Source organism: Streptomyces sp. NBC_01497, from assembly GCF_036250695.1.
Taxonomy (GTDB): domain Bacteria; phylum Actinomycetota; class Actinomycetes; order Streptomycetales; family Streptomycetaceae; genus Streptomyces.
Map to the genome: position 1 here is coordinate 231,839 of NZ_CP109427.1, position 22,677 is coordinate 254,515.

Below are 22,677 nucleotides of genomic sequence, written 5' to 3' on the forward strand. Positions count from 1 at the left end.
TCAGTGCACCCCGGAGCGGGCCACGGGAGCGACCCGGCCCCGGGGGGCACACGAACTTCCCGACCCTACGTCACAGGAATTTACCGGAGGCATTGTTGTTCTGCATTTTCGCATTCAAGTCGCCGAACCGCCCCGGGCCGAAGTCCTGGCATGCCACGGAGCAGCTGTAGCCGCTGTTGTAGTACACGCGATAGGTTTGGGTTTCGTTCCAGTTGTCCACGAAGGCGGCGTTGTTCTTGACGCTCAGCCCGGCTCCCTCGCCACCGTAGTATCCGGCGTAGAACTGCCATCCGGATCCGTAATTGGAGATGTTGGCGGCCGTTTCGAATTCCGCGCCGTAGTCCGCCCTGCCATTACTGGCGGTATGGGTCACGGCATATTCCTGGCTGTGATAGTAGATGCATACGAAGCCGGGGTCGCTGCACGCAGTCGAGTTCGCCGAGTTGGGCGCGGCGGAGGCGGAAGGGGCCGTCGCCAGAGCCGTCGCGACGAGGCCGGCCGCCGCGACGGCGATCGAAGTGATCCTTTTCATGCGCATGGCGCCATCCCCCGTTAGGTCCGTTGTGCGTCGAGCGTCTGCTTGACGCCGGATCGCGGTTCTCACGAACCGCTTCGCGCGCTCATACGCTAGAGGAGGTGCACGACCCGAAGTAACCCCCCGTACAGCTGAGTTCGCCGGTGATTGGCATGGCCGCGTCGACCGTTGCCGGGCCACGCTTCCGTCACCGCCCCGGGTCGACCGGCGAGGAGGCGGCCGTCCCGCCGCGTCGGACCGCCCGTCGCTCCGGGGGCGGGAGCGAGGAGTCGGTCGGTCGGTCGGTCGGTCGGTCGGTCGGTCGGTCGGTCGGTCGGTCGGTCGGTCGGTCGGTCGGTCGGTCGGTCGGTCGGTGCGGGTGTACCTCGCCCCGGCCGGCTGTCAAGCGCCTGACCGGTCTCGGACGCACCGGCATCGCCCCATGTCACGGGCCCGTGCCTCCGTGCGGCAGCCCCCCTCCCGGGACCTGCCGGACGAGGAACTGCTGACCCGGGCCGGGCACGCACTCTCGGGCGGGCACGTGCACTTCTGCGACCGGAGCGAGGCGTGGGGCCGCCGTGCCGCACACTCGGCGGCGCGGACGGCGCCCGGCACCGACACCTGCTTTGCCGCGACGGCCAGATCGCCCGGGGCTCTCGGACACCCGGCGCGAGGAGGGTGTCCGCGTGCCGGAGGACACCGCCGTCGTCGGCTACGGCAACTGGGACACCACGGCCCTCGCCTCCCGCCCGTCGCTGACCACGATCGTCGTCCGCGTCGAGCGATACGCGCTCCGGAGGAGTTCGTCGCCTGCCAGCACTTCAACGTCGAGGGGCAACCAGCAGGCCGCGGCCACGCTGCTCGGGCAGGGCGGGACCGGCAACGTGGCGTCGCTTGCCCTCGCCCAGGCCTGGACCGTAGTTGACGCGCCCCTGGTCCTCGACGACGAGCAGCAGCTCGCGGGACCATGCGACCGCGCCCACCCTGCCGCCGGTCGGGCCCGCGTGGCGGACTACACCGACGACGAGATCGGGGGCGGCGGCCCCTACGACTTGCGCGCCGCGGACCGGGAGCGACGAGATGGCCTTCGGCGCCTACCGTGCGGCGCGCCGCGCCGGGCTGAGCGTGCCGAAGGACCTCTCGGTCGTCGGCTACGACGACTCCCCCGTGCTCGACTTCATCGGACCAGCGTTCACGACGGTCCGGCAGCCGATCGAGCGCATCGCGGAGAACGTGGGACGGATCGTCACCTCGCTGATCGCGAACCGGCCCGTGAGCGCGGAGGAAACCCTCATCGAGCCCGAGTTGCGGCTCCGGGGCTCCACCGCTCCGGTGCCCGGCCGGGCCTGAGCCGGATCGGCGCGAACTCCGACTGCTCGCCCGATCCTCGCAAGGGTGCGTCAGGCTCCCTCGTGAGCATGGCCGAACCCCCACGATCAGCCGAACATGATGCTGTCCGTGCCAGTCGCTCGACGGCACGACACCGCCATGACCGATGATTCTCGTCGGTCATGGCGGTCTTCATGTTCCACCGACACAAGAGAATGCGAGGGGTGGCGATGTTCGTCCTGATTCCCGGGGCCGGGGGTGCGGCCTGGTACTGGCATCGCGTGGTGACCGAGCTGGAAGCCAGGGGGTACGAGGCGGTCGCCGTCGAACTGCCCGGCGCCGACAAGTCCGTGGGGCTGCCGCAATACACGGACGCTGTGGTGGACGCGATCGGCGACCGCGATGACGTGGTGCTGGTCGCCCAGTCGATGGGCGGCTTCACCGCGCCGATGGTCTGCGCCCGCGTGCACGTGGATCTTCTCGTGCTCGTCAACGCGATGATCCCGCTGCCGGGCGAAACCCCCGGGCAGTGGTGGGACAACACCGGATGGTCGGCAGCCCGCATCGCCGCAGCCGAAGCGGGCGGGTACAGCACGGAGTTCGATCTGCCCACCTATTTCCTCCACGACGTGCCGGCCGAGGTCGCCGCCGCCGGGGCCGCGCACGAATCTCCCGAGGCCGACCTCGCGTTCAGTCAGCCCTGCGGCATCGAACAGTGGCCGGAGCCGACCACCCGCGTGCTCACTGCGGCCGATGACCGCTTCTTCCCCGCGGAGTTCCAGCGCCGGGTGGCCCGTGACCGCCTCGGGATCAACGCCGACGCGATGCCCGGCGGTCACCTGGTCGCCCTGTCGCGGCCCGTCGACCTCGTCGACCGGCTGATCGCGTACACGCGCTGACGAACGCCGGATGATGCCTCCTGCCCGACGGCGCCCCAGCACCCCACTTCTCCCGGGCGGAGGACTTGCCGCGGGGCCCGGGGGTACCCCGGGCCGGTTCATCCGGCCCCGAGTGTGCCGAGCGGCGCCGCCCTTGGCCATGCGGACTTCGGTCGCGTGACCCTCCTCCTCCCACTGCGGGCGGGCAGCAGGTGTGCCCGCTTCCACCTCGGGGAGGGGCCACGGGAAGGGAGGAGCGAATGGGTCCGGATCTGGCGACCGAGCGCAGTCCGCGCGCTGAGAATGAGCGTGCCCGAGCCCGCCGGGGTCCGAAACGGCTGCCCCGGCTCCGTCCTCGCCGGTCGGCCGTACTGTCCCACGGCGCCCTCCTCCTCACGGGAAACCGCGAGGCGGCGGGAGACCCGGTGCAGGAGACCCCGGAGCGGGCCTGCCGCGAGTGGCGCAGCACAGCCGCCAAGAACGCACCCGACGCCTATGTGCGGCGCATCACGGTGAACCTGGCGAACGACCGGTGGAGAAGGCTCTGTCGCACGGTCCCCACCCAGGACGGGACGCCGGGCGACGACTACGGGCAGGTGTACGCCCGGGACCAGTTGGTCCGGGCCTTCCAGAGACTGCCGATACGCAGGCGGACGGGCGTGGTGCTGCGGTACTTCCACGACCTTTCGGACGACGGGATCACGGCCGCCCTCAGGCACGGCACCATCCGGCTGCCTGAACGGTGTGCGCGGCAGCTACGAGACGTGCCGTCGAAGGCGACCGAGGAATAGAGCAGGGTCGCTGTCACGCCGACGAAACCCTTTTGCGCGTGACGTCGTCCAGATGATGGGGTGGCACGGTGAGCAACCACGATGAGGCGGCCGCCCTCCGCCCGTTGACACTGGCGTGGGTGAACCGGCACCTGAAGCTCGGCGAACGGATCGTCGGGATCGAGGCGCTGCACGGCGGCATCACCGCCGAAATGCGGCGGCTCACCATCGGCACGCGGGACGGAGGCACCCGTAACCTGGTGCTGCGGACCTTCGTCAACGTGGAGCACGCCGAGGACTGGCTGAACAGGGAGGTCGGCGCCCTGACCCTGCTCCCGGGGACCGGCGTGCCGGCCCCTGGACTGGTCGCGGTGGATCCGACCGCCGCGCATTGCGAGTATCCGTCGCTCCTTATGACACATCTGGCGGGCCGGACAGTCCTCGACGATGAGGGATTGGAGGCACGCGTTCCACTGCTGGCCCGTCAACTCGCGGCGATTCACGCGGTGCTTCCCGCCGCACGACCCCGGAAGTACGTGGCGTTGACGACCGCCGATACGGTCGTGGTCCCGCAGGGCGCCGACGCGGCGGCGTGGGCCGCGGCGATCGATGTGATCCGCGAGCCCGCGCCGCCCTTTGAGGGGCGGTTCCTGCACCGGGACTTCCAGCCCGGCAACGTGCTGTTCGACGTGCCGCCTTCAAGGCCGGCAGGTGCCCGGATCACCGGCGTCGTCGACTGGGCGGCGGCCTCCTGGGGCCCTGCGGATCTCGATGTGGCGCACTGCTCCGTCAATCTCGCGCTACTGCACGGCCCGGAGTGGGGTCTGCGGTTCCCTGAGGCGTATGAGGAGGCCGGCGGGGTGCTGGCCGCGACCGCGAACGAGCGGCTGTACTGGCAGGTGCGCGACGGGCTGGCGTCCTCAGAAGAAGTGCGACAGGTATCGCAGCCATGGCGGGAGGCGGGCAGGACGGACTTGACGACGCGAGCCGTGGAGGGGCGACTGGATGACTACGTCTCCGCCCTGATGAACACGCTGGGCTGAGCAGGCAGCCTGGTGCACGGCCCCGGCCGCGAACCGCCATTGCCTGTGCCCATCCTCGATCGGAACAGCCCATCCCCCGCCGTGGCTGCTCCCCAAGATCCTTGCCAGAACCGAGTTACGGTCCTGGTCCAACTTCTGTGGAACTCTCGCTATCTATAACTAGTGGGGCGTTATGCCCCTTTTTTGCGAGTCGTTGACAGGCAGGTCTATCTGGGATCATGCCCGCTTGGACTTCGACCTCACTCCACCGAGACCGGCATTGGTCCGTTGCGGATCGGTATGCCTCACCACGGGGCCAACACGGCAGTGGATTCACTACGCGATCTCTCTGCCGCTGTGAGCCGGTGCGGCCCTCGTGCCCCGCGCCCCGTCCACGTCCCTGCCCCTGCCCCTGCCCCTGCCCCTACCTCCGTCCCCCGTCCCCCGTCCCCGCACAGCGTTACCGCCATCCCGTCTTCGGGATCACATCACCGGCCTCTGGGCTCCGTGGACGTACCAGACGCCGCAGCTCGGACCGCGCCGTCGGTGCCGACGAAACGGTCGTCCAGTACGGGTGCCACCACAGCCGTGCGGACAGGAGCAGCAGGCGCCGGCGCAGGCCCGTGGGGTCGATGGGGAGTGGCGCAGCGAGCGCCTCGTAGGTGGCGTTGAAGGCGTACTGCGTCTGCACCAGGTCGTCGGGGAAGTTGTCCATCACTGCATTAGATCGCTTGTTCGAATTTTCTGTCACCTCGGACACGCAACCGCCCGACCAGCCCTGCTCTGCTCCGCCCGACTGCGACCGACGTCGGGCCAGATCCTGATCACGGCGCAGGTTCGTGATCCGATGGGGGCGCGGGAGCTGCAGGGCAGCGAGGTTCACGACTGTCGCGCCGGACCAGACGGCCCCTCGGGACCGCGACGCACGAGCCCCGACCGCCGGCCACACCGACCTGAGCCGGCGCCGCTCAGCGGCCTCCCGGGAACCAGTGCCTAGGTCTGCGTGGAAGGCCGGTACCGCCCACCGGTGCCGCCGCTCCCTTGAGGCCATGCCGGGCTCCAAGTCGCGCCGGTTTCCGGGGCGCCGGCCCGGCCCCGGGGCCGGGGCTGTGTTGCGGCCCTGCCTTGCTGACCCGCTCGAACATCGCTTTCCGCGACACTGCCCCGGCGCCCCGCTGCCGGGCCGCTACGGCATACCCGGCCCCGCCCGCCTCGGCCTCGATCTCCCGCAGCATGTGCGAGAACACCCGCCATCGAAGGCCCACCTGCCAAAACGCGTGTACAAGGTCTGCCACGAGCCGTACCGGTCCGGCGCATCCCGCCAGGCTGTTCCCTACGCAGCTTCCACACGATCCCGTTCGGGACCAGCCGGTCACCCGATCGCGGCCGACCAGCGCTGAGCTACGACGTGGCCGGGCCGCGTCCTGGGGCGGCATTCGCCGCGGCGCGCCGAACGGGCAGCATCGTCTCGGCCGCGTGGTCTCCCAGGTGTTCCAGGATCAACTGATTGACCAGCGCGGGCTTCTCCAACGGAACCAGGTGCGAGGCTCCCGGCACCACGGCCAGCCGGGCGTCCGGGATCGCGTCATAGAGGTCGGCCGTGTGCCGCAGCGTCATCATGTCGTCGTCTCCGACCATGACGAGGGTGGGGCAGCCGACACGAGCCAACTCATCAACGGACAAGGTGGGTTGCGTGCGCCACATGTCGAGGATCTTCCCCGCCACCACGGGCCAGTGGTCCGGACCGTCAGGAGTCACCGCCTCGTACATCTCGCGGAACAAGGCGAGGTCCGTGCTCTCCGGAGCCATGTCGTCGAGCATGGACGGCTCCACCCAGGACTCCGCCGCAGGACGGAAGTTGGTCCCGACGACCACGCTCTTCCGCACGAGGTCGTGCCGGGCGATCGCGACCAGCAGGGCAACGATCGCCCCATCGCTCCATCCCACCAGGTGGGCGGGCCCGCCGACCACCGATTCGAGGAAGTCCACGGTGTCCTGCGCCATGTCCTCGTAAGAGAGAGGCCCTTGGACGTCGGGCGTGTGCCCGTGCCCGCGACGCTCCGGCAGGAACACGCGGTGATCCACGGCGAGATCGCCCCGCTGGGCCCCCCACGTCTCGTTCGTGCAGAACCCGCCGTGCAGCAGAACGACCGGCTCCCCAGCCCCCGCACTCTCATACCAGGTCGTGACGCCCGGTAGTGCCACGTAGTCGCCCATGCCGCCAGGCCCTTCCGTCGCGCCCGTCCGTCCTCAGTTTCCACCCCCGCCCGACGCCCTGCAATGCGACGGGACCCGCGCCGGCGGGTGCCGCGGCGTCCCACCCAACGGACAGCCTGTCCGGCGGCGGCACCGACCCTGGGCGGACACGGTGAATGCGTCCTTGCCGTACCGGACACCGCCACCTCGCCCCCGATCCAGGGCGCCGGCCTCCCACGCCTTCGTCGAGGAGCCACCCTTGGCCGGCCGCGCGGCCTCCATCTGGTGCGCGCACAGGTGACGGCCCCGCTCGCCGGACCGGTTGCGCGGTTGCTGCTCGGCGATTTCCCTCACCCGCCCTCAGACCCCGCACGGCAAGTCCGCGGCCCATCCATCGACCGACTGGGCCACCGGCCTCCTCCCGCACGTGAGCGCCGCGAAGATCGGCGACGTCTGGCACCTCGCCCGTCCGACGTGGCATCGGACAGCGGAAGGTTCCGGGCGGGAAGAGACCCTCAGAAATATGTCGGCATGCGCGGGACGTACGGCTCTTCCAACGAACGGACCCTCTTCGTCGGTGAGCGTGATGTCGAGCGCGGCGGCGGCATCGGCCAGGTGGTGGGGTTTCGTGGCGCCCACGATCGGCGCCGAGACGACGGGGTTGTTGAGGACCCGGGCCATCGCGACCTGGGCCATCGGCACGCCTCGGGCTTCGCCGATGCGCTGGACGGTGTCGACGATGGCCCGGTCACTGTCGAGGAACAGCGGCCTCCCCTTGGCGTCGGTCGTCGGGCTGCCCTGGGCCCGGTTCGTGGCTCTCTCGCCCCACGGGCGCGCGACAGGTCCCGCCGCGAGTGGGCTCCAGGGGATGCTGCCGACGCCGTGGGCGGCGAGCAGGCCGAACATCTCCCGCTCTTCCTCGCGGTGGACCAGGCTGTACTGGTCCTGCATGGAGACGAACCGGGTCCAGCCGCCTGCGTGCGCGGTGTGCTGCATGGTGGCGAACTGCCATGCCCACATGGACGACGCGCCGAGGTAGCGGACCTTGCCCGCCTTCACCACGTCGTGCAGCGCCTCCATCGTCTCCTCGACGGGCGTCCCCGGGTCGAAGCGGTGGATCCGGTACAGGTCGATGTAGTCGGTGTCCAGACGCTTGAGCGACGCGTCGACCTGCTCCATGACGGCCCTGCGCGACAGCCCCGAGCCACCGGGGCCCTCACCCATCGGCATGGAACAGCTTGGTCGCGAGCACGACCTCGTCGCGCCGCACATACGTCTTCAGGACGCGGCCGACGATCTCCTCGGAGGTGCCCAGGCCGTAGATGTTCGCGGTGTCCCAGAAGGTGATGCCCAGGTCGACGGCCTGCTGGAAGATCGGTCCGGCCTTCTCGTCGTCGGGCACCCACGGCATCCGCTTGGCCGGATCTCCGAAGCTCATGCAGCCAAGAGCGATGCGGCTGACTTTCCATCCGGACGATCACAGAGGCGTGTACTCCGCGGTGTTCGTTCCTTTCGAACGTGCGGGTGTGCCCTGCGAACCCCTGTGGTGCGGCGGGGCGCCAAGCCGGGAGACGGGTGTCAGCGTTCCATGGCGCGCATACCGGCCTCGTCGTGCGTGTTGCCGGCCGCGGGCGTGAGGTTGTCGAGGCGTTCGATCTGTTCGGGGGCCAGTTGCACGGCGTCGGCGGCGGCGTTCTCCTCGACGCGGACGACGCGCTTGGTGCCAGGGATCGGCGCGATGTGGTTGCCTCGCGTGAGCAGCCAGGCGAGGGCGACCTGCGCGGGGGTGACGCCCGCGTCCGCGGCGACCGCCCGGACCTCGTCGGCTCCGCGCAGGTTCCGCTCGAAGTTCTCGCCGGCGAAGCGGGGATTGTTCCGGCGGAAGTCGTCGGCGGCGAAGTCGTCGGTGGAGCGGATCGTGCCGGTGAGCAAGCCGCGGCCCAGCGGGGAGAAGGGCACGAAGCCGATGTTCAACTCGCGTAGCACGGGCAGCACGCGCGCCTCGGGGTCGCGGGTCCACAGCGAGTACTCCGACTGGACCGCGGTGACCGGGTGGACTGCGTGGGCCCGGCGGATCGTGTCCGGGCCGGCCTCCGACAGGCCGATGTGGCGGATCTTGCCCTCGGCGACCAGTTCCGCGAGCGCACCGACGGTGTCCTCGATCGGCACCTGCCGGTCGACGCGGTGCTGGTAGTACAGGTCGATGCGGTCGGTGTCGAGCCGTTTCAGGGAGCCCTCGACGGCGGTCCGGATGCTGGCCGGGCTGCTGTCGAGCTGCCCGGACGGCCGCCCGGCGTGGGAGATCATGCCGAACTTCGTGGCGAGCACGACCTCGTCGCGGCGGCCCTTCAGCGCACGGCCGAGCAGTTCCTCGTTGGTGTAGGGACCGTAGACCTCGGCGGTGTCGACAAATGTCACCCCCAGCTCCAAGGCCCGGTGGAGGGCCCGGACCGACTCCGCGTCGTCCGTCCCGGCACCGGTGTAACCGTGGGACATGCCCATTGCCCCCAGGCCGATCCGCGAAACCTCCAGGCCACCGAGCGTTACATGCTGCACAGCGTTACTCCCTGTCTGTGATCGGAACATCCGGCTCCCGCCTCTTCCCCCGTTACCCCGTACGGGGCCGGCGAGTGCGCGCAGAGCGGATGGTTCCACCCTGGCGCCGCTGCGGTACGGGTGCCAGGAGGGCCGTTCGGTGTGGACGGCAGGACCCCCACTCTGCCACCGCGCACGACCGGCGGCGGCGTGGGGCTGGGCGTATGACCGCTGAAAGGCCCCTCGGCGGCGAGAGCGGCGGGCGGAGCTGGTCCCGGAGCTGGGCCCGGATCGGCCTCACCGCGGGCCCGGGCCGACGCACGCCGCACCCCGGGACTATGCCGGGAGGAACTGGCGACCCTGTCCGGCTTCAGCGTCGACTACCAGATCCGTCCGGAACGCGGCAAGGAGACCCGCCCCAGCCCGTCCGCCCTCGCCCCGCCCTGTTGACTACTCAACGACAAGGACCGCAACACGTTGCGCGCAGCAACTTCCTGGACTGCACGCTCTCGCTGACAGGTGCACGGTGGAGGTATGGATGAACGAACAGGCACCGATCCTCTGTGAAGCGTTGGCTGCCGATCCTTCGGTCCCGTAACCGCAAACTGCTGGGAGTACGCGATGTTCAGGCGGATCCTCGTCACGGTGGACGGAACAGAACGCAACCAGAAGGAACTCAAGACCGCTGCAGAGCTGGCGGCTGCGTTGGGAGCGTCCGTTCACGTGGTCCACGTAGAGGGCCTCGTGCCGAGCGCCTGGGACGACGAAATCAATAGCCCAGAGACTTCCCGCGCACTGCAGGAGGGGGCCGACCAGATCGCGGCAGCGGGCGTCTCGGTCACCAAGGAGTTCGTACACGCACCTGAGTCGACCTTCTCAGCGATGATCATCGAGGCCGCGGACAGGTTCGGCGCGGATCTCATTGTCGCCGCACCACGTCAGCACTCCCTCCTGAGAAGCGTGCTCGAACCGAGCGTGTCGGTGGGGCTGGCGCGCCATTCGAAAGTGGCAGTGTTGCTTGTCCCCTGACCGTCGGCCGGACCGCTCGGCATCAAGACCGTGTCCTCCATGGTCCAGGGGGAGTTGGTGAGCGCGATCAGGTCGCAGACGTCACGGAGAAGTGCCGGGGGCCACGGCTCCCTGAGTATGGTCAAGGCCTGTCGATGGGTGACCACGTGGCGGGAGACGCCTTGTCGGGTGGATCGGGCGCGGCGCCCGTCCGACCGGTGGAGCGGTGCCGAGCCCCTGCCGGTCCACCGTGCGGCGGGTGGCAGGGCCGACCGAGGGAGGGCCCGTCGACGGCGGATGACATCACGTTCTTGCAAGACCTTCGTGCGGGGGTGAGCAGGAGTCCGGAAAGCCCCTCAGCCGGCCCGGCCCAAGGTCACCGTGCGGGATCCGGGTGCGAAGTCACCGAAGGACTGCTGCCAGGACCCACCGGGCCAGTAGTACGTCACACGCCCCTCGGCCGGCCGGTAGTGGGCCGTGTAGAGCGTTCCCGACCCCTGCTCATCGACGGATCGATACAACGGCGGCTTCAGCATCGCCGCCACGTCCGCACCCGCGGCGCGAATGGCCCGCAGCCGCTCCTTCGTCCGCGAGGCCCGCTCCTGCTCGTCGGTCACCGGCAGGTGCTGATGATTGGCGGCGCAGGCATCCGGTGCAGGCGTCGGCGACATGTCCGGCCCCACGAACACCGTCACCGCCTTCCCGGGATCGACAAGGGTGAGGTTCTGGGGGACGGCGACGGGCAGGGACCGCAGCCTGCCGACCGCCTCGTCGACGGTGTCGCACGTCTCCAGCAGGTAGCGCACCACGATGAGAATGGCGAAGCCCCGTCCGTAGACGGAACGTCCGCCCCAGGTGAGCGAGACCGCGAGACCGGCGTCGTTCATCCCGTCCAGCAAGCCCCACAGCACGTCCTGCATCCCGATCACGGGGCGCAGGAAGCAGGAGGAGACGATGGTCCCTTCACACTGATCGGGGGGCAGGTCGTAGTTGCGCAGCAGAGTGCCGTTCTGGCCGATCTGGGTGCAGGCCGGGGAGAACGGCCGCAGTGCCGCGTGGGTGAGGAAGGCCTCCGCCTCGGGCCGGTCGAGTTGGCCGGCCAAGCGGTCGAGAACCGGGACCAGTTCTGGCATGTGTGCACGGAACAGCGCCCGAACACGGTCCGCGCCCTCCGCAGTCCTGCCCTCCGCGGTCAGCAGGCCCTCCATGTCCTGCCACAGGGCCCGGGCGTGGGCGGCCCACCGCCCGTCGCCGCCGTCGCCGACCTCGATCGCCTGGAAGGTCTTGTGCTGTTGCCGCATAACTGACACTCCCACGTGTGAGAATCGGACGAGGTGAGGGCAACTTAGCTCATTTTGCGCGGAATTCACCAGGTGTCCACCCTCGGCGAGGCCGTGTGGCGTGGTGGGTTCCGCGTCACCACGCCACGTCGGTCGCACAGGACACACCTCTCGCGCTGGTCAGCTGGTGCTGCAGCTGACCGTCGGCCATGTGGTGCTGCCGTTCTTCATGATCGTCATGCCCCAGTTGTTGCCACTGCCGTTGGGTGTGGCGACGAGGGTCCGGGCAACCGGATACGAGGCGTTGACGTTCCAGGTGGAACTGACCTGCTCCGGCGAGGGGACCTTCACGGTCACTTTCCAGGTGCTGGAGCCGGAGACCGCTACGTTGAGGTTGTAGCGGTCGCTCCACGAGGTACCGGCCGAGAGCGTCGCGGTGCAGCCGCCACCGCCGCCTCCCGGAGGCGGGGTCGTACCACCACTGTCGGGGGCCACGGCGCGGCCGGTCGACGGCGAGATCATGCCCGCGCACAGTCCCTTGCTCGACAGGGTCTGCGCGATGCGCGGTACGGCCGCGAGGGTGTTGGCCGGCCAGTCATGCATGAGGATGACCTGCCCGTTGGTCAGTCGGCCCACGGCCTGGACGATGGCGTCGGTACTGGCACCGTTCCAGTCCTGGGAGTCGACGTCCCAGATGATCTCGGTCAGACCGTACTTGCCCTCGACCGACTTGAGCGTCGAGTTGGTCTCGCCGTAGGGCGGGCGGAACAGCTTCGGTGTGCCCCCGCCGGCGTTGGCGATGGCCTGCTGGGTCCGCGAGATCTGCGAGTCCATGTCGGCCTGGCTCAGCTGCGTCATGTGCGGGTGGTCCCACGTGTGGTTCCCCACCCACATGCCGGCGGCGACCTGGGCGCGCACCTGGGCGGTGTAGGTCGCGGCGTACTGCCCCTCGTTGAACATGGTGGCCCGCAGCCCGTTCTGTGTCAGGGCGCCGAGCAGGGAATTCGTCTGGCCGGAGGGGCCATCGTCGAAGGTGAGTCCGACATAACCGCTGCAGGAGGCGGCCTGGGAGGATCCGGTGCCGAGTGTGACGGTGCCCGCCGCGGCCAGCGCGGCGACGCCGAGCGCGCTCACGAACGCACTACGCGAGGGAATGCGTCTTGTACGCATGGGGAGGGTCCCTTCTCTTCATGGAGTGGTGCCGCAGGGCAGAGCGTGGGGGTGGGGCCGCGGTTCGCGGTGCCCGGGGTGTCCCGGGCACCGCACCAGCCCCGCCGGGAGGCGGCGAGGTGGTCCATGTCGCACTGGTCAGCTGGTGCTGCAGCTGACCGTCGGCCATGTGGTGCTGCCGTTCTTCATGATCGTCATGCCCCAGTTGTTGCCACTGCCGTTGGGTGTGGCGACGAGGGTCCGGGCATCCGGATACGAGGCGTTGATGTTCCAGGTGGAACTGACCTGCTCCGGCGAGGGGACCTTCACGGTCACTTTCCAGGTGCTGGAGCCGGAGACCGCTACGTTGAGGTTGTAGCGGTCGCTCCACGAGGTACCGGCCGAGAGCGTCGCGGTGCAGCCACCGCCCCCGCCTCCCGTGGGCGGGGTCGTACCACCACCGGTACTGCCCAGTGTGATGTTGGAGCTGCCGCTGCTCTGGTAGCCCTCGGTGGCCAGGATCTCGTAGTTCATGGTTCCGAGCGACATGCCGTGGCTGGCCCACGCGTCGAAGTGGTTGGCGACGGTGATGGTGCCGCCGGTCCGCTTCGTCTGACGGACGCTCCAGTACTGGTTGAACGTCCTGGTGCCCTCGATGGAGGGTTCGTTCACCCGCTGGGTCTCGTAGATGTCGTACGTGCCGCCGTCACTCGTGACGGTGCCCTTGTAGGTGCCCGTGGGACGGTACGAACCCCAGTTGTCGACGATGTAGTACTCGACGAGCGGGTTCTGGCTCCATCCGTAGAGGGACAGGTAGGCGTTCCCGGAGGTGTTGAACGTCCCCGAGTAGGTGACGGGGTTGCGGTTTCCGGGCATCCAGCCCTTGCCGGCGACGAAGTTCGCCACGCCGTTGAACGTGGTGCTGTACTGACCTCCCGACCCCATGGTCATGGAGGCCTGGCCGCTGTTCTGGCTCCAGAACGAGTAGAAGTAGCCGTTGTCGGTGCCGGTCGAGTTCGTGTTGATGGTCGTGTCGGCCTGGGCGGCGCCCTGTGCCGCGAAGGCGATCACCGTCGCCGCGACCACGGAGATGAGGCCGCGGAGGACGGTCGGGAAACTGCGTCGGTGACGCAGTCCGATGGACGGGGTTCTCATCAGGTTTCCTCCTTGTGCCGGGGTGGAGATCCACTCAGCGGTACGCGATGCCGTCGCGGTGCTTTCAGTGCCTTCGGTGCCCCGAGGTGAGAGACGTGCCCATGACAAACCAGCGCTTGGGAACCACTGCCATGGCGTGGTGCGTACCGGATCGCCGACAGCTGAGCGTGAGCGAATAATGTTGACCGGACCCTGATACTGTCAATACTTTCGGTAGATTTTTCGAGAATATCGAACCTCCCCTATAGTGCCACTCCATTGTTTTACCTGGTTGAACACGGTGTCGTGAGCAAGAGTCTCGATGGATTGGACGATGTCGAGCATCACTCCCGAGTCAGTCGTTCGAAACTTTCGAGACGTGATCCTTTGGCTTGATGCCGTTCGGTGACGCGCCGCCGGCCGGGCCCCGGCCGGCGATCAGCACTTCGGCCGGGCCGGTCCGCGAAGAGGTGCGGCTCCTGGCCGGGAGTGCGAAGGGCGCACCCGCAGCCCTGCGCAGGAACCGGTGTGTCCCGCACGCCGGTTCCGGGGCGGATGGGCTTTTCGGCCAGAGGCGCGTCCGCGGGCACGCGGCGGTGCCTGTGCGGCACCCGGAAAGAGGACGGGCGAGGCTGCGAGCGTCGTCCGGTCCGGCCGGCTGTTCTGGTCGAGGCGACGGGGCGGATCGTGAGCCGGATCGGCCGCGGCGACGGGCGCTGCGCCCGGTGCGCCCGCCACGACGGGCCGACGGGCACCGACTGGCACTCGGTCCGGCTCAACGCGGCGAAGACGCTGGGGAGTTGCCCACTGTGCCGGATGGCCCCTCGGTGTGGAGAAGACGGCCGGGGCGGGTCCCGGGCCCCGCCGCATCCCTGCGCCCTCCCCCGGCCGCGTCGTAGTGAACCATCGCCTCCGTCGCCGTGCGCGTGCGCTGAGCTGTGGGCACCCGACGCTCCCGGGCCAGGGCGAGGAACACCGAGCTGGGCCTGCCGTGCGCCGGTTCAACGACCTCGCGGAGCCCTAAAGGGCATGCTCCTGAACGGAATCCCGGGATTCCGGGTGCTGTGAATCATCAGCCGGGGCGGCGGCACGCAGTGCTGCCTCAACCCGACGGTTGCTGGTCATGGTCGCGGTGATGGCGGTCATGGTGAGGAGGAGGCCGGCGGCGACGTAGAGCGGGGTGCGTACGTCGTAGGCAGTGGCCAGCCAGCCGCCGAGGAAGGCACCGAACGGGGCAGCGCACATGGCCAGCATGCGGGAGGTGGAGGCGACCCGGCCCATCACATGGGCGGGGACGATCGCCTGTCGAAGAGAGGGGCCGAGCACCATCGTGGCGCCCATACCCGCTCCGCAGACGGCGAGCGCGAGGCCGGCGACGTACGGATTCGGTGCGGCGGCAAGGCCCAGGATGGCAAGTCCCTCGACTGCGGCCGTGCAGGTCAGCGCGGTGCCGGTGCCGAGTCGTCGGCCGAGGTAGGAGGCGATGCCCGCGCCGAGCAGACCGCCGGTGGCCTCCGCCGTCAGGAGCAGACCGAAGCCGAAGGTGTCGATGCCGAGACGATCGTGCGCGAAGAGGGCGAGCACGGTCTCCACGGCGAGGAAGGCGATGTTCCCCACCGCCGGACGGAGCGCGAGCCCGAGCAGCAACTGGTCCCGCAATACGTACGAGGCGCCGGCCCGCGCCTGCCGAAACAGTGACTCGTGGGCCTGCGGCACGGGCCGGGGTGCGGCAGGCAGCGACCGTATGAGCAGCGCGGAGAGGGCGAACGAGACCGCGTCGGCGAGCAGCGGAGCCGCCCGCCCGAGCGCGAGCAGGGCGCTGCCCGCGGGCGGCCCGGCGAAGCCGGACGCGGCGGTCTGGGCGCCGCGCATGCGGGAGTTGGCGCGCTCCAGGAGTGCGGGGTCGCGGCCGAGCAGATCCGGCAGAAAGGCCGTGGCGGCCGTGTCGAAGAAAAGTCCGCCCAGGCCGAGGAGGAAGGCGACAGCAGCGAGCAGTGGAATGCTCAGCACGTTGAGCGCGGCCGCTGCCGCCGGTATCCCGAGCAGCACCGCACGCGCCGCGTCCGTGACCCACATCGTGCGCCGGCGGTCCCAGCGGTCCACCAGCGCACCGCCGATCACCCCGAAGAGCAGCCACGGCACCGTTCCCGCGGCCGTGACGACGGCGAGCGCCATCGGATCCCGCGTCAACGCCAACGCGAGCAGCGGCAGCGCGGCATGCGACACCCCGTCACCGAGCGAGGACACCGTCTGCGCAGTCCACAGCCGTCCGAACCCGGTCGGCAACTTTCTCACGCCTGAGGTCACTTGGCGTCCCCTTCGGCTTGCTCGCGCGGCGACGGGTGGAACAGTGCGAAGACGAGTGACGTGTCCGGCAGCGACGGATCGGACAGCTCCCGGTACTCGTCCGCCAGTGCCTGCAGCCGCGCCCCCAGCTCCGCGAACTGGTCCTCGGTGAGCCGCAGATGCGCCATCCGTACGTGCCGCTCGCCATCGACCGGCGATGCCTCCAGGTCCGCCACCGCATGCCGCATCAGCACATCCGGCCCTCCCTCGCCCGGATCCGGCAGCACGATCGCCCGCGCGGCCATCGCGTAGTACCGCTCAGTGACCCCCCGGACCTTCCGCGTTCGTACCACCTGCACCAGGCCGGCCCGTTCGAGCAGCCGCACGTGGTAGCTGGAACTCCCCTTCGCGAGGCCCATCCGCTCGGCGATCTGCGTAATCGTCGCGGGCTCGAAGCGGAGCACGGCCATGATCCGGTGACGTGTGAGGTTGGAGACGGCGCGTAGTTGCTCGTCAGTGGTGACGTGGAAGGTCTCAGGGAGTTCATCGGTGGGCATGTGAGCAATAGTCAACGATTCTTGACCATTGAGCAAGGGGATTTACACGGACTTCCAGAATCTGCAGTCCGGCGCGCGAGATCTTCTGCCGAAGCCCCCCGCCCGCCGCCCGTCCGGGGGAGCCCTCCAGAAGCCCCGGCGAGCTCAAGTAGTCAGCTCATCGCCGCTGTTCGGGAGGCCGGCGTGGACCTCTGCCTGGGCGCCACAGCCGTGGTCCTCGCGCAAACGATGACGCTGTGCCGTCTCCGCCTGCAGCGCCCGTAGCGTGCGGGACAAGGCGCCGCCCAACACCCGCCTGCGGCAACGCGTGTACATCGCCTGACGGGAGCCGGGTCCGTCCTGCACCTCCCGCCGGACGGACCCGGCGCGAAACTCCACACCAGCCGTCAGCACCACTCGGTCATTCGACCGCAGCCACCCCGGCCGGACCCGAAGCTCAACGGACCGGGGCCCCACCGCATCACCCACGCCGTCGTCCTCCACCAACTGGCATCCACCTGACCCGACTCATAGCCACTGCCCCACGCCGGTCGCATATCATGGAATAGAATCCTGAAATCGTGAATCGTTCCGCCAAGATACTCGAATATGTGAGGCGACTCGGATGGATCTTACATTTTCTCACAGCACGTCGATTCGGCAGATGGTGGCCGCTGAACGCGGCGACCTCGTCGCCCTCCTGAAAACACTCTCATTCGACGAGTGGGAGATGCCATCGCTCTGCGAGGGATGGAGAGTTCGAGACGTGGTCGCACACCTGTGCTACGACTCCGTTCCGCCCGCCAAATACCTGGCCGCATTCGCACGAAACGGATTCTCTGGACGCCGCCTCAATAATGAGCTGATCGACAGGGCCAGAGACCTCACCCCCACAGAACTCATCGGCACCCTTACCTCAACGATCGGCCGGGGCACGAGCACCGTACTGGCTCCGACCGTTGCGCTGTCCGACACTTTCGTTCATCAGCAGGACATCCGACGTCCGCTGGGTCGTCCCCGCACCATCCCAACTGATCGGCTGCTGACGATCCTCAACCATCCCGATCCGTTCGCGTCGTCCCGGCACCGAACACGCGATCTGCGTTTCGTGGCGACCGACGCGCCATGGTCTCGCGGCCACGGACCCGAGGTTCGGGGACCCGGGGAGGCGATTTGCCTCGCCGTTATGGGCCGCCCGGCCGCGCTGGATCAGCTTGAGGGGAAAGGCCTGCAGGCATTCAGAGAGCAATTCACCGCGAATTGATCACCTGCCAGGTCAACGCATTCCCCCGCCGTAGTGGCGTCGGGGACACCTCGACTCGGGGGAACTCAAGCCCGGCCGCTGCGACAGAGGCGAGGGCATCGCCCACTGAGTGGCGTGAGGCGAGCACACTCGTTGAGACGGAACCGGTTCTCGCGCACACAGCACTGCGGCCTCGACTGTGGCGGCCACCGGTCGCATTGCAGGTGCTCGTTGTGTGTGGAGCGGACCCACCTCCAGGGTGCGGGCGCGGCGACCGCCGGACGGTCTCGCTCCGGACGACGGACTGCAGGAGCGCGTCCCGCCTACGGCACACACGGCCGGTGGTCCTGGGGTGAGGACGACGGCGGGTTGCCCGCGGGACGACGCCAACTTCCCGGCAGCGCACAGAGCTTCTACCATGACGGGGTGTCCGGTACGGGGAGTGGGAGACGTTCGGCGCAGACGCTGGGCCTCGTCGTCCTGACCCTTCTCCTGGTCGGGTTGTATCTCGTCTCCGCGTTCGCGGATGTCCACGCGCGGGCGAGAACCGACCTGTCCGTGGCCATCGCCGTCCTGACGAGCCTGCTGGTGCTGCTGAACCGGCCTGCTCTGCGCCCGTCGGCCTCCGAGGCGGTGCGGCGCTCCTCCTTCGTCGCCTTCACGGGACGGCTTGTGATCGTGGTGGTCTGGATCGTCCAGGCGCTCCTCTTCGGTTTCTCGGGATACTTCGTCTCCAGCGGCTTCCAGCAGCCGGGGTTCCACGGCCGGGTCGCTCTGCTCGCGGCCGTCGGCCAGGCTCTCGCCGTGCTGGCACTGTGCGCCAGGAGCATGGCCGCTTTCCGTCCCGACTGGGGCTTCTCCCCCAGTGCCGGGAAGCCGGCGCCAGGCGGCCGGTTCGACACGTTCACCGTCCGAGTGCGGCCACGAGCCGGCACCGGACCCCGCGCACTGCCACGGCATCCACCACTACCGCCCCCGTGCCGGCGAGTCTGACAAGGCGCCATGGGTGACGATCGGCACCGCGGGTCACACGCCCCGGGCCCACGTGGCGAGGCTCGACGGCGGGTCAATGGCGCCGGCACCTCGGCGCCGCACGGACCTCCGCCCGCCGCCATCACCGAACGGGAGCCGGTCAGCCCGCGGTGACCCGTACCTCTCCGTTCCTGACGGCCCGGGCCTTTGGGACGTGCCTTAACGGTCAGGCCGGGTAGGAGTGGGCGAGAATCGCCGCGGGTCGTTGCGAACCTGCGGCCCGGTGAATCGGGAGAGGAAACCGCATGCCCTCCGAGAGTTCGAAGAAGCTGCCGCTGTCCGGGACCGTCGCCCTGGTGACCGGAGCATCCAGCGGTATCGGTGCGGAGGTGGCAGCGCAGATCGCGCGGCACGGTGGAGCCGTCGCCGTAGTGGCGCGCCGGGCCGACCGTCTGGAAGACCTCGCCCGCCGGGTGGACGACGACGGCGGCACATCGTTCATGATTCCCGCCGAACTGGGCGGCGCCGAGTCCGCACAAACCGTGGTGGACGCCGTGATCAGTCGTTTCGGCAGGCTCGACGTACTGGTCAACAACGCCGGGTACGGCGTACGCGCCGACGTCGAGGACAGCGATCCTGCCGACTGGGACACCATGGTGGACGTCAATCTGCGCGCCGTGGTGCACCTCTCCCGCTGCGCGCTGCCGCATCTGCTGAGCGCGGCGTCGCAGGGCCCCCGCGGCGTCGGGGACCTGGTGACGATCGGCTCCGTGGCCGGCCGCATCCCCCGGCCGCACAACAGCGTCTACTCGGCGACCAAGCACGCCGTCAGCGCGTTCACCGAAGCGCTTCGCGCCGAGGTGACCGGCCGGGGCGTACGGGTCGGCATCGTGGAACCCGGGATGGTGCGTACCGAGATGACCGCGGGCGGACAGTCGAAGGCCGGCGGCAGCATGCCACCGCAGAAATGGCTCGCACCCGAGGACATCGCGAGGTCCGTGCTGTTCATGGTGGAGCAGCCGCCGCACACCGCCGTCAACGAGATCATGATCCGTCCCACCGCGCAGGAGCACTGAACGGGGAAGGAGGAACCGGCGTCCCGGAGGGACCGGCGTTCCCGTCACACCCTGCCCCTCGTCGGGTGCGCTTGCGTGGTGTGGGGGCGCGGGGCGGCCCGAGAAGCGGGAGGTGGCCAGATCCATCGCCCCCGCCAGGCGGACCGGGCTGCTCTTGCCCAGGAAGCGGCTACGGAACTCCTCCAGCACACAGTCCCGTTCGACCAGACTGACCAGTGTCGACGCGCTTGTCCGGCATCGTGGGAGGCGGGCGTGTCGTCCCCGGGGAAGAGGATCGCGCCCTCGATCTCCATCTCCACGGGCATCGGCCAGATAGGGTGTCCGGGCCGAAGGTGACCATCTCGTGCAGCACGGGTGTGGAGAAGTCACCGACGAACCGCGGCTCCCTCGCCACGGTGGGATGTTCCCGTCCGAGGTCATGCACCGGCGTCCGTTGATCGGCTTCACCGACCATCCCCCATGTGCGGCCCACGGCAACGAGCCTGGCCCGCGGGCCCGTCGAGCACCGGCGGGGAGGCCCTGGCATGAACCCATACATCGCCGCCGAGGCGTCCCCCTGGGCCGTGGGCTGGGACACACTCGTCTCCCCATGCCCCGGTGGACTGCCGGGACCGGCCTCAAAGGTCCGTGACCGGAGTGGCCACATACCGAGCCGTTCCCCGGCGGGAGGCCCGCCGGGGAACAGACGGCCTGCCACGACGGCCGGGCCAGGGGCGCGGCGGGAGGGAGGCGGGAGCGCCAGAGCCGCTCTCCCGTCCCGCCTTTTCGATCGGCACCGCCGCAGGCCGACTCGTGTGCCGGCGGGTCAGCCGGCTGCGGAGTTGTCGCCGTCCTTCTCCGGCACCATGCCGTGCTGGTCGACGACTCCGCTCTGGAGGATGGCGGCGGAGCCGGCCAGGGCGCTCGCCTCACCGGGCTTCTTGAGGTACCAGCGGGCGCCGAGGAGCGTCAGGCTGTGCTTGTCGAAGATCCACACGTCGCGGCTCGCGGAGGAATCGTCCTCGCGGGTGATGCCGATGCCGTGGCGGCCGGCCGTGTCCACCGCGTCGGGAACCTCCCGCACACCGGGGATCTCGGCCATCGCGCGGTAGAAGGCCGCGGCGTTCTGGGCCGGCATGAGGTTGGTACTCAGAATGTCCCCGATCATCTCGAAGACGGCCTGGTCCTTGGACTCGTGTTCGCCTACCTGGCTGTGGGCGGCGAGCAGCTTCAACAGCTCGCCGGGGTCGGTCGGCAGGGACGCCAGCCACCGGTAGGTGGGCCGATCGAACCCGGGGGCCTCGGCGCCGCTGCTGTCCGAACCGTCGGGGACGCCGACTTCGATCGGGAGGTCCTCACCGGCCATCTGGGCGTCCTTGCCCGTGTCGCGCGTCCAGCCGACGACGGTGACAGGGATGGGATCCTGCGACATCCAACGCTCGCTCTTGTGCGACTTGCCCAACTTCACAGGGCCGGTGAAGGTCCCCGTGTTCTCCTGGACGAGGCTGCGGATGTAGACGTACTGACTGTCCTTGACCGGCGTGACATCGGTCTTCAGGGAGGCGTCGGCGATCCGGTGGAGTGCGGTGACGGCCCGCGGCGTGCTCTCCAGCGAGGATGCGGGGGTGTTTCCGGCGCCGCCGGTCAGTGTGAGGACCAGGGTCCCGGCCAGGGCCAGCGAGGCGGCCGGCACCAGCACAACGGGCCGCAGCAGCCTGCGCCGGAGCGACGGGGCGGGCGGCGCGGTGGCATGCGGGGCGGTGGCGTCGCGGTCGTGGTCGATCTGCTGCATCAGGATGTCCTTGTAGTGGAGGTGACGCCCGGCGGGCAGGTCGAACTCCATGGGCTGCGGCAGCAGTCGGGCCAGTTCCTCCACGTCGTTCGGCTGGGGGCGGCCGGAACTGGACGATTGGGCGGCGTTCATGAGTTCTCCTCCCGGAGGGGCAGGGCCGCGAAGGCGGCTTCACTTCTTCCCTCTCCGCGGACCTTCCGCGGTTCCAGCCGTTCCTGATGTTCTTCGCTGAGCCTGCCGAGGCGGGCGCGGGCACGAGAGAGACGCGAGCGCACGGTGCCCACCGGCACCCCGAGCGCCTCGGCGGCCTGCGCGTAATCCAGACCCGACCACACGCACAAGGCGATCACCTCCCGTTCCTGGCGGCGCAGCCCGCTCAGTGCGGCGTGGACCGCCTCCAGTCGGCGGGAGTCGTCGAGGCGGCCGACCGCCTCCTCCGCGAAGTCGGGCACCGGGGGCAGGGGCGGCCGGTGGGCCAGGAAGGTGAGACGCCGCCGCAGGCCGCGGTTGGCGTTGTACGCCTTGTGCGTCGCGATCCCCAGCAGCCAGGGCACGGGCGAACCGCCCTCGGGTTCAAGCCGATCCCGGCGCGACCAGGCGGCCAGGAAGGTCTCGGACAGCACCTCCTCCGCGGTCGACCAGTTGCCGGTCAGCCGCAGGGCGTGGTTGTAGACCAGCTGCGCGTGTTCCTCGTAGAGATCGGCGAACGCCTGGCGGTCTCCCGCCCGGATGCGCACGCGCACGCCGTCTCCGTCGTCGTCTTTGTTCCTCACACCCGTTATCTCTCCGCGAGCCGTCAGGGGTTCCTGTGGCATGTCTCACGTCGTCGCGCCGGAGCGGTGGGACGGTCGGGGCAGTCCGGCCGCGTACGTGAAGACGGTACGGAAAGCCCCACGGTATTGCGGCCGGATCAGCCGTCACCGGCAATGCGGGCTTGCCCAGGGCCCTTTGGGTTTCCCCGCGCTGTCGGCATGAGGC

19 protein-coding genes and 3 pseudogenes are annotated in these 22,677 nt (G+C 69.4%); 9 read left to right on the forward strand and 13 right to left on the reverse strand.

Annotated elements, in window-relative coordinates; translation table 11 throughout:
- Positions 1-70 precede the first annotated feature (70 nt).
- A complete protein-coding gene (locus OG310_RS01120; protein WP_329453969.1) occupies positions 71-538 on the reverse strand; it encodes a hypothetical protein in 468 nt (155 codons plus the stop codon).
- Positions 539-1,435: 897 nt separating this feature from the next.
- Here OG310_RS01120 and OG310_RS01125 point away from each other — a divergent pair.
- The 4 genes from OG310_RS01125 to OG310_RS01140 all read left to right on the forward strand — a co-directional run bounded on the left by OG310_RS01125 (position 1,436) and on the right by OG310_RS01140 (position 4,534).
- Positions 1,436-1,864 (forward strand): substrate-binding domain-containing protein, encoded by a 429-nt coding sequence (locus tag OG310_RS01125; RefSeq protein ID WP_329453970.1) that lies wholly within the window; start codon positions 1,436-1,438, stop codon positions 1,862-1,864.
- 209 nt (positions 1,865-2,073) lie between these two features.
- The gene (locus tag OG310_RS01130; protein WP_329459981.1) at positions 2,074-2,742 is read left to right on the forward strand and encodes an alpha/beta hydrolase; all 669 of its coding nucleotides are present in this window, start codon (positions 2,074-2,076) and stop codon (positions 2,740-2,742) included.
- 239 nt (positions 2,743-2,981) lie between these two features.
- On the forward strand, positions 2,982-3,512 hold the full coding sequence (locus OG310_RS01135; RefSeq protein ID WP_329453971.1) for a sigma factor: 531 nt from the start codon (positions 2,982-2,984) through the stop codon (positions 3,510-3,512).
- Positions 3,513-3,580: 68 nt separating this feature from the next.
- Positions 3,581-4,534: a phosphotransferase family protein gene (locus tag OG310_RS01140; RefSeq protein WP_329453972.1), complete on the forward strand. Its 954-nt coding sequence runs from the start codon at positions 3,581-3,583 to the stop codon at positions 4,532-4,534.
- Between the two features lie 439 nt (positions 4,535-4,973).
- Here OG310_RS01140 and OG310_RS01145 read toward each other — a convergent pair whose 3' ends face one another.
- The 4 genes and pseudogenes from OG310_RS01145 to OG310_RS01165 all read right to left on the reverse strand — a co-directional run bounded on the left by OG310_RS01145 (position 4,974) and on the right by OG310_RS01165 (position 9,295).
- On the reverse strand, positions 4,974-5,228 hold the full coding sequence (locus OG310_RS01145) for a hypothetical protein (RefSeq protein WP_329453973.1): 255 nt from the start codon (positions 5,226-5,228) through the stop codon (positions 4,974-4,976).
- A 686-nt stretch (positions 5,229-5,914) separates the two neighbouring features.
- Positions 5,915-6,730: an alpha/beta fold hydrolase gene (locus tag OG310_RS01155; RefSeq protein WP_329453974.1), complete on the reverse strand. Its 816-nt coding sequence runs from the start codon at positions 6,728-6,730 to the stop codon at positions 5,915-5,917.
- A 494-nt stretch (positions 6,731-7,224) separates the two neighbouring features.
- Positions 7,225-8,147: pseudogene (locus tag OG310_RS01160) on the reverse strand (aldo/keto reductase).
- A 140-nt stretch (positions 8,148-8,287) separates the two neighbouring features.
- Complete coding sequence (locus OG310_RS01165; RefSeq protein WP_443078518.1) at positions 8,288-9,295, reverse strand: aldo/keto reductase; 1,008 nt, start codon at positions 9,293-9,295, stop codon at positions 8,288-8,290.
- A 180-nt stretch (positions 9,296-9,475) separates the two neighbouring features.
- On the opposite strand from OG310_RS01165, the pseudogene OG310_RS01170 reads away from it, so the two are divergent.
- Both OG310_RS01170 and OG310_RS01175 read left to right on the forward strand, forming a co-directional pair.
- Positions 9,476-9,679, forward strand: a pseudogene (locus OG310_RS01170) (transcriptional regulator); the annotation flags it as partial.
- Between the two features lie 186 nt (positions 9,680-9,865).
- Positions 9,866-10,273: a universal stress protein gene (locus OG310_RS01175; protein ID WP_329453976.1), complete on the forward strand. Its 408-nt coding sequence runs from the start codon at positions 9,866-9,868 to the stop codon at positions 10,271-10,273.
- A gap of 335 nt (positions 10,274-10,608) precedes the next feature.
- Here OG310_RS01175 and OG310_RS01180 read toward each other — a convergent pair whose 3' ends face one another.
- The 5 genes from OG310_RS01180 to OG310_RS01200 form a co-directional block, all read right to left on the reverse strand.
- Positions 10,609-11,553, reverse strand: a complete 945-nt coding sequence (locus OG310_RS01180; protein WP_329453977.1) for a C45 family peptidase — start codon at positions 11,551-11,553, stop codon at positions 10,609-10,611.
- A gap of 159 nt (positions 11,554-11,712) precedes the next feature.
- Complete coding sequence (locus tag OG310_RS01185) at positions 11,713-12,702, reverse strand: polysaccharide deacetylase family protein (RefSeq protein ID WP_329453978.1); 990 nt, start codon at positions 12,700-12,702, stop codon at positions 11,713-11,715.
- A gap of 138 nt (positions 12,703-12,840) precedes the next feature.
- Entirely contained in the window at positions 12,841-13,836 is a 996-nt protein-coding gene (locus OG310_RS01190; protein WP_329453979.1) for a glycoside hydrolase family 11 protein, read from the reverse strand.
- Positions 13,837-14,835: 999 nt separating this feature from the next.
- On the reverse strand, positions 14,836-16,101 hold the full coding sequence (locus OG310_RS01195) for an MFS transporter (RefSeq protein WP_329459982.1): 1,266 nt from the start codon (positions 16,099-16,101) through the stop codon (positions 14,836-14,838).
- Between the two features lie 17 nt (positions 16,102-16,118).
- The gene (locus OG310_RS01200) at positions 16,119-16,658 is read right to left on the reverse strand and encodes an ArsR/SmtB family transcription factor (RefSeq protein ID WP_329453980.1); all 540 of its coding nucleotides are present in this window, start codon (positions 16,656-16,658) and stop codon (positions 16,119-16,121) included.
- Between the two features lie 604 nt (positions 16,659-17,262).
- Here OG310_RS01200 and OG310_RS01205 point away from each other — a divergent pair.
- From OG310_RS01205 to OG310_RS01215, 3 genes are all read left to right on the forward strand, one after another.
- Positions 17,263-17,901: a maleylpyruvate isomerase family mycothiol-dependent enzyme gene (locus OG310_RS01205; protein WP_329453981.1), complete on the forward strand. Its 639-nt coding sequence runs from the start codon at positions 17,263-17,265 to the stop codon at positions 17,899-17,901.
- 405 nt (positions 17,902-18,306) lie between these two features.
- The gene (locus OG310_RS01210; protein WP_329453982.1) at positions 18,307-18,873 is read left to right on the forward strand and encodes a hypothetical protein; all 567 of its coding nucleotides are present in this window, start codon (positions 18,307-18,309) and stop codon (positions 18,871-18,873) included.
- Between the two features lie 284 nt (positions 18,874-19,157).
- Positions 19,158-19,928, forward strand: a complete 771-nt coding sequence (locus OG310_RS01215) for an SDR family oxidoreductase (protein WP_329453983.1) — start codon at positions 19,158-19,160, stop codon at positions 19,926-19,928.
- 60 nt (positions 19,929-19,988) lie between these two features.
- Here the strand turns inward: OG310_RS01215 and OG310_RS38440 are convergent.
- The 3 genes and pseudogenes from OG310_RS38440 to OG310_RS01225 all read right to left on the reverse strand — a co-directional run.
- A pseudogene (locus OG310_RS38440) lies at positions 19,989-20,519 on the reverse strand (DUF5996 family protein); the annotation flags it as partial.
- Positions 20,520-20,733: 214 nt separating this feature from the next.
- The gene (locus OG310_RS01220) at positions 20,734-21,831 is read right to left on the reverse strand and encodes a CU044_5270 family protein (RefSeq protein ID WP_329453984.1); all 1,098 of its coding nucleotides are present in this window, start codon (positions 21,829-21,831) and stop codon (positions 20,734-20,736) included.
- Positions 21,828-22,442 (reverse strand): RNA polymerase sigma factor, encoded by a 615-nt coding sequence (locus OG310_RS01225; protein WP_329453985.1) that lies wholly within the window; start codon positions 22,440-22,442, stop codon positions 21,828-21,830. Before OG310_RS01225 ends, OG310_RS01220 begins: the two co-directional genes overlap by 4 nt.
- Positions 22,443-22,677 lie beyond the last annotated feature (235 nt).